The sequence below is a fragment of the Laedolimicola intestinihominis genome (assembly GCF_040096155.1).
GTDB classification, from domain to species: domain Bacteria; phylum Bacillota; class Clostridia; order Lachnospirales; family Lachnospiraceae; genus Laedolimicola; species Laedolimicola intestinihominis.
Genome location: NZ_JBBMFE010000018.1, coordinates 29,583 through 42,967, shown reverse-complemented (window position 1 = coordinate 42,967; position 13,385 = coordinate 29,583). Strand labels below are relative to the sequence as shown.

Annotated in this window: 14 protein-coding genes and 1 pseudogene; 1 reads left to right on the top strand and 14 read right to left on the bottom strand. The window is 49.3% G+C overall.

The window, feature by feature from the left end; genetic code table 11:
* Window positions 1-14: 14 nt before the first annotated feature.
* The 12 genes from WMO29_RS15105 to WMO29_RS15050 all read right to left on the bottom strand — a co-directional run bounded on the left by WMO29_RS15105 (window position 15) and on the right by WMO29_RS15050 (window position 11,431).
* Complete coding sequence (locus WMO29_RS15105; protein ID WP_011861916.1) at window positions 15-1,019, bottom strand: bifunctional lytic transglycosylase/C40 family peptidase; 1,005 nt, start codon at window positions 1,017-1,019, stop codon at window positions 15-17.
* Window positions 1,016-3,346, bottom strand: coding sequence for a CD3337/EF1877 family mobilome membrane protein (locus tag WMO29_RS15100; RefSeq protein WP_349165360.1), 2,331 nt, complete (start codon window positions 3,344-3,346; stop codon window positions 1,016-1,018). Before WMO29_RS15100 ends, WMO29_RS15105 begins: the two co-directional genes overlap by 4 nt.
* Window positions 3,346-5,796 (bottom strand): conjugal transfer ATPase TcpF, encoded by a 2,451-nt coding sequence (gene tcpF / locus WMO29_RS15095; RefSeq protein WP_349165350.1) that lies wholly within the window; start codon window positions 5,794-5,796, stop codon window positions 3,346-3,348. The genes WMO29_RS15100 and tcpF overlap by 1 nt, the downstream gene beginning before the upstream one ends.
* The gene (locus WMO29_RS15090) at window positions 5,780-6,172 is read right to left on the bottom strand and encodes a conjugal transfer protein (RefSeq protein WP_005427021.1); all 393 of its coding nucleotides are present in this window, start codon (window positions 6,170-6,172) and stop codon (window positions 5,780-5,782) included. The genes tcpF and WMO29_RS15090 overlap by 17 nt, the downstream gene beginning before the upstream one ends.
* Before the next feature lie 90 nt (window positions 6,173-6,262).
* A complete protein-coding gene (locus WMO29_RS15085; RefSeq protein WP_370764339.1) occupies window positions 6,263-6,751 on the bottom strand; it encodes an antirestriction protein ArdA in 489 nt (162 codons plus the stop codon).
* A gap of 25 nt (window positions 6,752-6,776) precedes the next feature.
* The gene (locus tag WMO29_RS15080; protein WP_103900082.1) at window positions 6,777-7,271 is read right to left on the bottom strand and encodes an antirestriction protein ArdA; all 495 of its coding nucleotides are present in this window, start codon (window positions 7,269-7,271) and stop codon (window positions 6,777-6,779) included.
* A gap of 129 nt (window positions 7,272-7,400) precedes the next feature.
* On the bottom strand, window positions 7,401-7,622 hold the full coding sequence (locus tag WMO29_RS15075; RefSeq protein WP_002570387.1) for a hypothetical protein: 222 nt from the start codon (window positions 7,620-7,622) through the stop codon (window positions 7,401-7,403).
* A 51-nt stretch (window positions 7,623-7,673) separates the two neighbouring features.
* The gene (mobT, locus tag WMO29_RS15070) at window positions 7,674-8,897 is read right to left on the bottom strand and encodes a MobT family relaxase (RefSeq protein ID WP_103900074.1); all 1,224 of its coding nucleotides are present in this window, start codon (window positions 8,895-8,897) and stop codon (window positions 7,674-7,676) included.
* A 151-nt stretch (window positions 8,898-9,048) separates the two neighbouring features.
* Window positions 9,049-10,446, bottom strand: a complete 1,398-nt coding sequence (locus tag WMO29_RS15065) for an FtsK/SpoIIIE domain-containing protein (protein ID WP_103900072.1) — start codon at window positions 10,444-10,446, stop codon at window positions 9,049-9,051.
* A gap of 23 nt (window positions 10,447-10,469) precedes the next feature.
* Complete coding sequence (locus tag WMO29_RS15060; protein ID WP_103900071.1) at window positions 10,470-10,715, bottom strand: hypothetical protein; 246 nt, start codon at window positions 10,713-10,715, stop codon at window positions 10,470-10,472.
* A gap of 2 nt (window positions 10,716-10,717) precedes the next feature.
* Window positions 10,718-11,095: a YdcP family protein gene (locus tag WMO29_RS15055; RefSeq protein WP_118263303.1), complete on the bottom strand. Its 378-nt coding sequence runs from the start codon at window positions 11,093-11,095 to the stop codon at window positions 10,718-10,720.
* Window positions 11,096-11,116: 21 nt separating this feature from the next.
* A complete protein-coding gene (locus WMO29_RS15050; RefSeq protein WP_002578441.1) occupies window positions 11,117-11,431 on the bottom strand; it encodes a YdcP family protein in 315 nt (104 codons plus the stop codon).
* Between the two features lie 237 nt (window positions 11,432-11,668).
* Here WMO29_RS15050 and WMO29_RS15045 point away from each other — a divergent pair.
* A pseudogene (locus WMO29_RS15045) lies at window positions 11,669-11,890 on the top strand (manganese catalase family protein); the annotation flags it as partial.
* A 96-nt stretch (window positions 11,891-11,986) separates the two neighbouring features.
* On the opposite strand, the gene WMO29_RS15040 reads toward WMO29_RS15045, so the two are convergent.
* Complete coding sequence (locus tag WMO29_RS15040) at window positions 11,987-12,826, bottom strand: DegV family protein (protein ID WP_349165349.1); 840 nt, start codon at window positions 12,824-12,826, stop codon at window positions 11,987-11,989.
* Window positions 12,823-13,263: a MarR family winged helix-turn-helix transcriptional regulator gene (locus WMO29_RS15035; RefSeq protein WP_349165348.1), complete on the bottom strand. Its 441-nt coding sequence runs from the start codon at window positions 13,261-13,263 to the stop codon at window positions 12,823-12,825. Before WMO29_RS15035 ends, WMO29_RS15040 begins: the two co-directional genes overlap by 4 nt.
* Window positions 13,264-13,385: the final 122 nt, after the last annotated feature.

Here is a 13,385-nt window from a genome sequence, read left to right as displayed (position 1 = left end):
CGGTTCATCCTTTCTTATTGTTTGATTCGTCCGGCTCCGGCAAGGTGCTGTTGCCAGTAGGAGCCTGTCAGGTCTGCGTAACCAATGGGATTTCCGGCATGGTACATCCGGTTATTTCCCACATACAGCCCCACATGGGTGATGTAGGTTCCGGCGTTGTAGGTGGAGTGGAAAAAGACCAAATCCCCTGCTTTTGCTTCGGACAGGGGGATGTGCTGCGTCACATTGTACTGTTCCTGTGCTGTCCGTGGCAGGGCGATTCCTGCCTTGCCATAGCACCACTGCACCAGTCCCGAACAGTCAAAGGAAGTGGAGGGGGAATCGCCCCCATACACATATGTCCATCCCTCATACTTTAAGGCTTCCTCCATGATAGCCTGTACCGTTTCATCATCAAACTGTGCCACGGTCAGGTATTGCGATACCAAGAGGACATAGAACATATTTCCATAGGAATACCGCCAGCCCCCGTTTTTCTCTACCGCAACAGGGTTGGTGTAGGTGACTTTCTTTCCGCCGGATTTGTCCCTTGCGAAGCTTTCTGCCAGTTCAAAGGTGTATTTTTTTCCGTGTCCTGCCACATAGTCTAGGAAACCGCCGCCGTAATTATAGGATTGAATCACGCTGTTTAAGTCACAGCCCTTTGTTTCTGCCGCTGCGAGCAGTTCCGAGAAATACTTGCAGCCCTGTTTGATGGATTCCTCTGTACTAAGGGAGTTCGGGGGAAGCCCCAGAGATTCCGAGGACTGCATAACGTCTTCCAGCGTGCCGCCGGATTCCACCTGAATGATGGCGAGCAGCACATTTAAGTATTCCTCTATGCCATATTCCCTTGCATACTTTTCCAGCATAGGCTTATGGGCGAGGACTTCCTGTGATACGCTCACGCCCCCATAGATAAGGTTTCCGCCGCTTCCGCCGTCTTCCTCATCCGAGAAGACAATCACCACCAAAAGGAGCAGGGAGAACATCATCACGAACACGCCGGAACAGGCAAAGAAAAGGTGTCTTAACTTCATGGTTTCTCCCCTTTCTTTTGTTTGGCAGCCGCTGTTACCGTTTTTGTCCACTCCTTTCTGGCGGTGGTACGCCGGATGGTAAAGTTCGATTCTTTTACCGCAGGGGCAGCCCGTTTTCTTTCCGGTATCACAGGAGCCGTATTTGCCTTTTGTCTTTCCTCTGGTTTGTCTGGGGAAGCCGGAGGGAGTATCTGGCGTTCTGTCCTTGCAGACGGTATCTGTTCATGGTGGATGGAAGCTGCCTTTACTACCGGAACCGAAGCCCGTTCTGCCACAGTTCCCCCATAAGGAACCTGTCCCCGTTCCCTGATGGATGGGGAAACCGGCTGCATGGCTGGTTTTCCTGTATGAGTGGTATCTGCATGATGTCGGAAATCTTCCGGCTGCTTTGCAGTAACAGGGCGTTCATGGACGGGAGCCGCCCCTTTGGGGGATTCGGAAGCTGTCTGTTGCGGCTGTTTTGCCTGTTCCAGTTCCGCCCTGCGTTCTGCAATGGTCTGTCTGCGGCTTTCTGCCTGTGCGTTCCGCTGTTCGGCTCTGGCAGTTCGGGTCTGGGTCACGCTGGAAGTAAAATCCCGTACTCCCTCTGATACCTGTGTTTTCCCGTGGTAAAGGGCGTACTTTGCATTGACAGGCAAATCCTTTGCCTGCTCCCGAAGCTGTCCGGCAGTATCGGCTATCTTATCTTTGGTATCTGCCACCGCACCCACAGCAGAGCCAGCCCGTTTCCATGCAGATTCCTTTTCTGGTGCTGCCCGTCCGTTTGGTCGGGTGTGGTCTGCCTGTGTATTTTTGGAAGTACCGGAGTTGGAAGCATTTCTCTGGTCTGGGCTAGCTTGTTTCCCTGCGTGGTATGCAGCCGTTCCAGCCCCAAGAGCTGCCACAGAACGCCCTAACTTATGCTGTAAACGGTGCATATGGGCGTGCATGAGCATACGGGGTCTTCGCATGATACGGCTCCCCATACTTTGGGAATCGCCGCTCTGTAAGGAGAACATCCCCATCAAATCCCCCAGCTTAAAATAAATTCCGGCAAAGGTCACTATCTGCAAGAACGCCGTCAGGAAGAACGGATATTCCCCAGACAGGTTGTAGAGCATGGTGGAAATGCTGAACGCTACCGTGATAATCAGGGTGATTCCGGCTCTGGTAAGGATGGTATTGAACAGTTTTGTAATGGCACGTTTGGACATCCCCTCAAAAGAGGGAACCATGCTAAGGAGGAAGCTCACAGGCAGGAACATGGCGTAGATGATAAAAAGCACCTGTGAAAAAATCATTATCCCCGTGAGCAGGAATACAAAAACGGAGATACCGATATTGAACATGAACAGGAAGAAGACGGTTCCCAAGCGGTTGATGGTCTTTGTGATGGTAAGGTTGGTATTTTCCCTGTCTTCGATTTCCTCCACCACGATTTCTTCCCTGTCCTGCCCGTTGTTTTCGTCTGGACTGGTTGAGAGCAGGTGTTCCACACGGTCAGCCCCAATACTTTCCACATCCGAGTTGCCGTATTGCAGCAGGAGCCACGGCTGTTTGACCTGAATGGAAAACAGGCTGTCCCGTATCAAATCCACACTGTCTTTTCCCTGGCTTTCCGAGTTTGGCAGCACAATCTTTGTGCCAAGGGTCAGGCTGGCATTGCTGATGTCTGCGGAAAATTCATTGATTTTCCCGATATAATCAGGAGCATAGGCGATAAAGGTAGCGGACAGCACGAACACCACCACGAAATTCACAACGGCATGGATGGCTTTTGTGGTTTCCCGTTTGATAAGCCCTGTGTAGGCAACGTAAATCCCCACCACCAGAATGAGAATCAGCAGGAACCCGATATAAAATCCCTCCGAGGACAAGCCGCCTGTGGTAACGCCTGCCAAGGTCTGCATATTTTTCCCAATGGAATCCGCCGTAGAGGAAATGAAGTCCAACGAGTAGGCTTCCTGAATCAGATACCCTGTGGCGTTGGAAAGGTACAGGCTGATTGTCCAGATAAAATTTGTGATGGCATACAGCCCGTACATCACCTGTTTTCCGATACCGTCCAGCCAGTTCCACGGGAGCCAGTCCCATCCGCTGTCCACATAAAAATCAAGCTGGTAGTTGTCCAGAGGGTATTTGCTGTATTCGTTGGCAGCGTCCACCGTATCATCCACCAGTCCGGCAGCGTGGGCGGCTGTTCCGAAGACTGCAAGCAGCAGGAGGATGAGCAGGAGTGCCAGAAGCACCCTGCCAATCACTTTTCCTGCTATTTTCCAAGACAAGCCCTTTTTTGCTGAATAGGGAACAGGGAGCTGCTGCCCGTTGGAAGTTCTATGTATCACCATCATTCCACCTCTTTTCTCACGGGCGGTCTGGTATCAAAGGCATGGAACAGGTCTTCAAAGATAGGATGGAACTGTATCACTCCCACACGCCCGTACAAATCACTGATAAGGCACTGTCCGTTTTCCAAGTCACGGAGCCGTTTCTGGTTGTTTTCATCTTCGGAATCCACCCCGAAAAAGGCGAGGGTCTTCTTGATTTCGTTGATGTCCGTAGAACGGAACGCAAATTTCAAGCCCAGATTGTTTTTCAGCTTTTCATCCAGCAAATCGTCCGTGTTCTGGGTGACAAAGTAAACGCCTGCGTTCATGGCACGTCCGGCACGAACCAGCTTCATAGAGAGGGTCTTGCCCTGTGCCACCTGTAAGAAGCTCCATGCTTCATCCAAATCCACAATCTTAAACACGCTGCGGTCGGTGTGGATAAAGTCGAGGGCAAAGGTGCTGATTACAATGAGCATTGCCACGGAAAGCAGCTCCATTGTGGTGTATTCTTCAAACGAGGTTTCTTTATCCGGCAGCACCAAATCCGCCACCTGAATGATATTGAGCTGCTTTTCAAGGCTGATGGACTGTGTGACATCCCCATCCGAAAAGAGCAGGTGTGCAAAGTCATAGTCCGTAAAGGATTCGATATGGTCGGCTATGCTGGTGCTGATGGTGGTTCCCTCCGCCCGAAGTTCCTCAATCACTTTGAAAAGTCCCCGTTCCTCACTGTTTGTCACTGCACGGATGGCTTTCCGAAGAACAGGGAACTTTTCCCCGTCACGGCTGGAAATGCCGGTTAAAAAGGTCAGGATGTCGATTGCCAGTGATTCGGAATCCTTTGGGTTCTCCATAATCACATAGGGGTCAAGTAAGCCCCTGTTCTGTTCCTCTGAGGTCAGGTTTACGATATTGATTTCATGGGCGATTTCCGGCAGGGTTTCTTTCCAGCGTCCCCGTTCCGCTTTCGGGTCAACAATGAGAGCCTGTGCCCCAAATAGTACGGAATAATAGACAATCATGTTGTTGCTGAATGATTTTCCACCGCCGAGGGAGCCGACAAAAGCGGCAGCAAGGGCGTTGGTAACAGAGCCTTTTACCCCTTGACTGGCAAGGGCAGGTTTTAAGTACACATTTCTTCCTGTATCAAGGCTGTACCCGATATAAATACCCTCTGGTTCCCCCAACATCTGGGTTGCTCCGAAACCAAGACCAGCGAGGAAGTCACTGGTGACATACTGGATGTAATCGTTCAGATACCGTTTGCTGGCAGGGAGAAATTCCCCATGCAGCCCCAGCATATCCCCAAAGGGGCGAACCAGCTTCACGTTCAAATCGTCATAAAAATCTTTCACCTCATTGCAGCGGCGTTTCAGTTCTTCCAAGTCGGGAGCTGTCACACGCACCACATAGGACAGCTTATACATGGATTCCTTGCTCTGGTCTAAGGTGGATTCCAGCTCATTTACGCTGTCTAAAGCGTCCACCACGTTTGTACTGGTTTCACTGTCATTCTGCCATGCGTGGTTGTCCAAATCTTTCAGCTCTTTTTTCTTGTTCCGCACCGTGGAGAGGGCTTTCCGGTTTGTCACAATCTCCACATTCATAGAGGTATCAATGGGAAAAGTGAATTGCTGCTGCTGATAGTAAAAGATTTCCGAGGATGGGAAGTCCAGTTCCCCTACAATGCTGTTGATGGTAAAGTAGGCGGCATAAACTGTCCCGTCTTCCTGTTCGATTTTCAGATACCGCTGGTTTTCCTCTATCAGACAACGGGTGGGTTTGATGAGGTCATAGTATTTCACCAGCGTTTCCTCCTGAAACCGTTTCTTCGGAAGATAATACTCATAATCTTCGTAGGCGGTTCCGGTCTGCCCGTATAAATGCTCAATCAGATAGCCAAAATCGTCCTTGTTAAGCCGCCGGACTTTGAAGCGGCGTGAGATTTTACTTTCCAGCAGCTTTTCCATCTTCTGAAACCGCCAGATTTCTTCATTGCTCATGGAAACAAAATCCCCCATGAGTTTGTGGTTGACTTCATGGAGGAAATTGGAAACGGCGGTCTTTGCTTCCCTGCGGAACTGTTTCATGGTGACTTCCTGCTCATTGACAAGCAGCTTGAAGCCGATAAAAAAGCGATAGTCTACCTGATTTTCCCCTATCATGGAAATCAGGGCTTCGGTCTGTGCGTCAATCTTTGCACAGGCAACATCCTTTAACTTGCCCGTCACTTCCTGTTTGGAGCGTTCCTGTGCCGCCCGTATGCTGGATTCGGTGCTGATTTGCAGGGCATGAATCTTTCCGTCCCTGTTCTGGGCGATAAGCTGCCGGAACGAATCGTGTACCTGATATTTCTGTTCAGGGCTTAAAAAGGAATAGTTGTAGGGAAGCAGCTCATAGTAAGCGAAGCACTCCCCGTCATGGTTGAACACAAGGTTATTTTCGATATATTTAATCGGATATGCCATAAATATCACTCCTTACTGCCGTGATGGGCTGTGCCGGATATTCCTTTTCCAGCTTCACGGGCTTTCCTGCATAGGTCAGTTTCGGGCGTACCAGATATGCCAGTACGGATTTCAGGAAGCCGTAAGGCTTCTTCCCGTCAAAGGTCTTCTGGCACATGAACCAAGTGAGGGCAAAGGGTACGCCGAAGTATTTTAAAAATGCCCCGTCAATGAACGAAAGGGGAGGGAGGTTCCCCAAGAGCATAACTGCAAACACCGATACCACGAACCACGCCATCTGTGTGAACGTGATGGGGAATGGCAGCTTAAAATCATTGATGGAATAGAGTACCTTTTCCACCGACCAGATACTGGTATAGCTTCGTATTTTTTTCATGTTGTCCGTCCTTTCTAAAAGATGGGGGCAGCCAAAGCCGCCCCTGAATAAAAAATCCGCCTGCATTTCCCAAAGGAGATACAGACGGGTCTACCGTAAGATTTCATATACGCCGTGGTTCGTGACAACAAAGGTTCCCTCCAATTCCATGTCACGCCCATAGGCGGCATAGTCGATATAGTTTTGTAAGTGTGCCGGAAGTTCCCCAAGCTGTCCGGTTTCTTCCAGATAGTAGCGAGCCACATCCGCCATATCGTCACAGCCGGAATGGCAGATAATATCGTCTTCATGCTCACAGAGTTCTTCGATACTGCCAAAGTAGGATTGCAGCTCTGATAGTTCCTCCTGAATATATTCCGGTAAGTCCTCCACCATTTCACACAGGCGGTTGACTTCCTCAATGGGGGTATATTCGTCAATCGCAAAGGGCAGCTCATAATCATGGATGGCATATTCCTCATATTCATCATTCAAGCCGATACGTTCCGTGACTTCCTCAAAATCCACAGGCGGCGTGAACCATGCCCCTACCAGTTCGCCCTCATTGTATTTTCCTAAGTTGGCAATGTAAATCCGCATTTCTTCCAAGTTCCTTCACCTCCTTTTAGCGGTAATAAAAGATACCATTGTCCGTAAACAGGTAGTTTTCGCTGGTTTCCAGCTCCCGACCAATGGCAGCGTAGTCGATATGGTTCATTAAGTCTGGGTGTATTTCTCCGAATACCTGAATCTCCTGCACCAGATAATGGGCGAGGGATTCTCCGTCCTGCACCGGATAGCAGCGTATCTGGTCTTTGTGGTCGATAAATTCCGTAAAGCTGGAAAACCACCGCTTTTGTACCACATCCATTTCATAATAGAGAGGCGTTCCCTGCATTTCCTGTACCATCCGGCAAAGGGCGTTGATTTCCCAGAGCCTTGTGTTGCCCTCCAATGGAAACGGCAGCTCATAGTCTTCAATTTCGATTTCTTCCTCACTCTGAACCCCAAGACGTTCCCTGATTTCTTCAAAATCCACGGGGCAGGAAAACCATGCCCCCGGATATTCCTCAAAATCCTCATGGTAAAACCTTGTGGTGTTCAGGATGTAGATTTTCATTTCCTCAATCAGTATCACGTCCTTTCTCTGTCAGGTTGTTTGGGGAGTTACGCTCCCCAAGCCCCTAGTGGACTTCCGCCATGAAGCAATCAGAGCTTGCTCCATAACGGAAGTGTAATATGTTTTTTCCTATGCACCGATAATCTTATTAAACAGTTCCAGTAAGATGTCCTTTACACCGTCCGCATTGAAGACCAGACCAACCGCTACAAGGGACACTACTAAAAAGCCGATAAGTTTGGAAAATTCCCTCTTAAATCCGAGGTACAGTCCAATCACCACGATTGCCAGCAGCACAAGGGACTGGGCGTTGGATAAAAACCAGTTGTAAAGATTCTGTCCGAAATTCATAAAAGCTCCTTTCTTTCCTGTAAGAGTTCTTAGGTTCCAAAATTGCCACCGTTAAAGCACCACCTCCTTTGCAGCGGCGGCTTGCTGCTTCAGGATTTTTTCGTGCTTCTCCGTCAGCTTTGCATGGGTGATGATGTCATGGACAATCTGGGTGTGGTTCATCTTATCCAGACGGAGAGCCAGCTTTAACGTGGGGGCTACCTGATGGGAGAGCCAGTGCAGGGTGCGTTCAAAGGAATAGGGTTCCGGTTTCGTTGTCAGTTTCAGACTTCCCCTGTGTTCCCCCATAAACCACGCCCATTCCTCATTGATACGCCAGTCAGAACGGGGCTTCGTATCGTCCCTGTCCACGAACCGGATATAGCGGTTGATGATTTGAAAAGCTGTCCGTTCTGGATTGTCATGTTCTAACAGGTCACGGATGGCGTAAAAGGCACGCTCATTTTTCAGCCGGATTTCAAAGCGGTTCTTTACCTCTGCGTCCGCAATGGGAATATCATGCTTTTTGTACTGCTCATAGTCCTTTTCGTAAATGCAGAAGTACACCTCACTTTGGAGGGAACCGATATACAGGGTGTTCCCCATACATTCTTTTTCCTCACGCCGTACCAGTTCGCCGCTGCGGTAGCTTTTGAAGCTGCGGAAGACCGAGATACATTCCTCATTCCGGCACTTCTCTGTCAGATGGGGAATGTTCAGGATTCCCGTTTTGTCATTGATAGCGAGGTCAAGCCGCTTCATCACGCCGTCCTCCATGAGAACGTCCATGAAAAATTCATACCAGCTCCGTTCCTGTGCCAGCAGATAGCTTTCAAACTGGCGGCAGCCACGCCCTTTCAGTTCCAGCAGCACCCCTTTTTCCAGTTCCGGCGATACCAAAACGAAAATATCCCCAAGATAGTAATGCTCCGTGTAAGAGTAGAAGCCGTAGTCTTCATGGATAAAGTAAGGCAGCTTTAGCCGCAGCACGTCTTCCACGATATGCTTCACATCTGTAGTGGGAAAGCGAATCCGCACATAGTCAAAGAGCATTTCAAGGGGAGCGTCTGGGTTAAAGCGTTCCAGAGCTTCCGTGATGGCTTCCTGTAATGCTTCGGATGGGTGAGCCTTGCCCGTTTCAATATCGCTCAGGTACGGACGGGTGATTCCGGCAGCTAGGGCAAGTTTCTGTTGTGAGATACCGTAACTTTCCCGTTTCTCTTTGATGTTCCGTACCCATGTTTCTTCATTCAGTGAAAATCCCTCCTGTCTAAAAAAGCGTATGTCAACTTTCAGAGCCTTGTTGACATACGCCGGATATGGGAAAATCCCTTGTGTACCGTGGGATTCTGCCCTGTTGTTTGGTTATTGCCTGTCGATTTGTACCCCTCTGTTAGATACGAGGGGTTCATGCTGGCGTGCCTTGCGGCACACCAGCCACAGCAGGTCAGTCCGTTTCTGCGGCTTTCGCTTCGCACGCCGCCTGCACTCCCTGCCTGCTGTCTATGAGCTTTTTTATTTCTTTGAGGAAATCGTGTCCTTTTGGCACAAGGGGCGTGTAAAACTCTGAGATAACACTGGTTCCCACATCCACATAGCCACGCCCTTTTATCTGCTTTAGGAAGAAATCCTTTGTGGTTTCCCCGAACATCATTCCATAGCCCATTTCCGACATCCGCCCCAGAGCCACACGGAAATTGAACTGGTCACGGATTCCGTCCCCCAGATACTTTGCGTCCGGACGCTGGCAGGCGAGAATCAGGAAGAAGCCAGCCTGCCGCCCAAGCATAACGATTTGTTTTAATTTGTTGAGGACAGCGGCATTTTCTTTTGTGCCGAGCATTTCCATAAATGCCACATATTCATCAAAGATAAGGAAATTTGCCGGAAGCCCCAAGTAAGCGTAGTTTTCCCCTGTCCGGTAATTCTCCATGAGCTTCATGTCTTCGCTGCGTTTCATCATTTCTTCATAGAAACGGTCAATGCAGGCGAGCATATCTTCCTTTTTGTAGTACACATCCGGCATAACCGCCTGTAAATCTGCAAGGTCGGCGTTCTTCGGGTCTAATACGAACAGGACGGCGTTGGTGCGGAGCAGGGCTTCAATGAGGGTCAGGATAAAGTAGGTCTTTCCGCCGCCGGTTCCTCCGGCAATGAGCATATGGGGGAGCTTGTCATACTCCCACCAGACATTTTCCATAAGCCGGAGCCTGCCGTCCTTTGCCTGTACATCCTCAATGGAAATACGGTTGGCAATGGTATCATAAAGCAGGGTGTACTCCACATAGGAATCCTTTAATTCCTTATCCGTCAGCTCACAGTACAAGCCGCTTTCCAGCTTTTTCTCCAAGTGTAAGAGCTGCTCCTGATATTTCCCCAAGGTGATTTCCACACGGATATGGAGCAAGCCCTGTTTCATCCGGTAGTAGATTTTGGGAAAATAAGTGATGGTTTCTTTGGAACGGCTGGAAGACAAGTCCTTGAAAAAAGCGTCTTCCTTTCTCTGCTCCGATTCATACCACTTGTTTTCCAACACCATCCTTGCCAGCTTTTGGCGGTGGATGAGCTGCTTTACTTCGTCCCTGCGGTATCGCCAGAACAGAAGAACTGCTGTAAGACACACCAGCCCTGCCACGCCCATGCTGAATAACAGGTAAGGGATATTTATGTCCTGTGCTATCTGGGAAAGGGACACTTCCTGCCAGTTGGTTCCGGCAATCTGCCGGATATGAAACAGCAGGACAACCAGCAGGAAGACAGGGAACAGGGCGGCAAGGGCAGTATGGAACACAAGGTCTTTATCCGTGGGGCGGATACGTTTTCCACGGGGGAAAAGCTGTTTCATGGGAACAATCCTCCTTTCCGTGATTAAAAATAGCCCATATAAAGCAGCGAATATCCTTTCTTGTTGTCTTCCATATGGGCTTGAAATAAAAAAGTATAGCCGGACAACTCCCTGCACAGACATTCCGGCATATAAACTGCCAGATTTTCCGGCGGCTGATAATCTTCTAGGGCTTCGATAAGAAGCTGACCTGCCATCCAGCAGTATTCCGGCAGAGAAACCAGCCGGAAGTCCTGTTCGTATTCTTCATATCCAGTAATTGCGTCCATACTTATTTTTCTGTTGGCGGTTCTTTCTTTGGTGATTGCGGATTCATGGCAGCACCTTTTTTCAGAACAATATCATCAGCCTTGATGTACCAGTCCACCTCTGCTCCCTGAAAGGTAGCCGTTGCCACGGTATCTGCCACTGGATTGATAAGTTCCACCTCTGCGTTGTAATCGAACTCCTTTAATGGCACGCTGGCAGGGATAGAAACCTGAATCATACGCCCCTGTCCTCTGGATTTTAAGTCATAGGTACGCTCCTTGATTTCTTCTGATACCGAGCCGTCTTCATTCTGGAGGTGAACCTCACGGCGGAGGGCAGAATATTTCAATGCCCCGAATGTTGCTTCCTTGTCAATCACGATTCCGTTTGCTAATCTCATAGTCTGATGTCCTCCTTTTCCTTATGCTTTTACCATATCGTCAGCGTGCAAAATGTAGTTGGTAAAGCCCCTTGTGCCGATTTTATAGCCCTCTGCGGTGATACGGGGATTGACGAGCTTTACACGTTCTTCAAAGTCAAAATGTTTCTCTCCGGCTTCGGCAGGGAGGATAACCACAATATCATCCGCCCTCTGTACGTCTGAATAAAGGTTGAAGCTGCGAGAGAGTACCGCCATGCGTCCGTTGATTCTTCTCTGTTCTGTTTTGTCTTCTCCGGCAAACTCCAAGTTGCCGAATGTTTTTTCCATGTTGGGGATAACGAATTTTAATTCCATATAGATGTACCTGTCCTTTCTGAATGTTGTGTTTGATAGTTGTTTTTGGGTTCTGGTCTGGAAGCGGAGGGGAACGCTCCGGCGGTGGTGATTTCTTCGTGGTATCACGTCCTTTCTGGTTTTAGGGTAAAAAAATAGACGCTCATTTCTGAACGTCTGAATTGATACACTGGAAAGGCGGAATATCTGCTTTACCCTCTATATTTTTGTATATGTTGTACTTACAAGGTCGTGCCAGAGGAAAAAGCCCGCACCACCTACGACAACATCTTACGACTTTGCGTGGATTCCCCGGACGTTACCGACGCCATCCGGTTCCTGCGGGCGAGAGAGGTTGTACATTTCCAGCGATTCGGTGAAGCCCTCCGGATCGTGCAGGATAAGTTAAATTCGAAGAACTTCTACGCCTTTAACCCGGCATTTGATACGGGAACCACCGGCTGCGGATGTAATTCCTGATTGCGTTTTACAGGCAGCAAACCGATGGAAAACTAAGTTTCTACTTTGTATACACGAAGGGGGAGCTGCTTTACGCAGCTCCCCTCTTTTCGTACATTATGCTTTCTCCACATATATAATTCCAAAAGCGTTCGGTCCGATATGGGTACCGATGGCTGTGCCAATCTGCAGCCGGCCCATGGTTTCAATTCCATGATTTTTTAACTTTTCTTCGAACTGTCCACAGTTCTCAGTACCGCTGGTGTAGATGGAATATTTCGGCCAGGCGTCGTCCACCGGATGCTCCTCCAGCCATTTCAGCATAAAGCTCACGGCCTTATTTTTTCCGATGGCTTTTCCGATAACGCCCACGCCTCCCTCTTCGGTCAGTGTAATCAGGGGCTTGAGCCTTGCCAGTTCGCCGATCATGGCCGCTGTTTTGCTGATACGGCCTCCCTTTTGCAAAAACTCCAGTGTATCTACCATGGCGATAGCGTGTACCCTGGTCTTGAAAACGTCCGTCCGCTCCGCTACTTCCGCAGCGCTCTTTCCTTTCTCAATGAGTTCCTGCGCATAATCCGCCAGAATCTGGATCACACCCGTAGCTGTCAGGGAATCAATGAGATAAATCCCCTCATAATCCACCATTTGTTTTGCCAGTACCGCACTCTGGTACGTGCCGCTTAAAGCGGACGACAGGAGAATCGCCACAACCTCATCCCCATTCTTCTTCGCCTGCTCAAACAGTTCCAGAAAGGCCTGGGGCGACGGCTGGGAAGTCTGCGGGAATTCGCCGCCGTTCACCAGCAGATCGTAGAACTTATCCTTCGTCAGATCCACGCCGTCCCGATATTCCCTTCCGCCGATATTTACGCTGATGGGTGCAAATAAAAAGCCTTTTTCCTCCGCTTCCTTCTTCGTCAGCTCCGAAGAAGAATCTACCAATATCTTTATCATCCAATTACCTCGTCTGCCATTTTCGCAATCAGATGGAAGAGCTTCACAATCTCCTCGGAATGCTCCCAGCCAATCCGATCCATAAGCTCATCCACAAAATTCAGAAGCCGCTCGTGCTCCTTTTCATAGACGTCCGCCCGCTCCATTCGGAAACTCACGTAAACCTGCCGCTTATCCTTCTCCGAACGGGTCCGTTCAATCAATCCCTTTTTCTCCAGGCTGTTCAGGGTCCGGTTCATCTGGGATTTCAGTATCTTCGTCTCCCCGCACAGATCCGTAGCCGTAAGCTCCCGCGGCGCTTTGCGCTTCTGGTTCCAATACAAGATGCTGCAAATCAGAAACTCATTATAGGGCAGCCCGGACACCACCCGCTCATTGTTGATGGCCAGCGACAGCTGCATCCAGACTCTCAAAATCTCCTCTCGGGTCGCTTCCATGTGAAGTTCCTCCTCTCTGTGTTCTTTTTAGTTCACAATGTGAATAGTTCACATGGTATACTATTTTTCATGGCATGTCAAGACCTGATTTTCCAAAACAGCATAGAAAAAAGACGCCGACA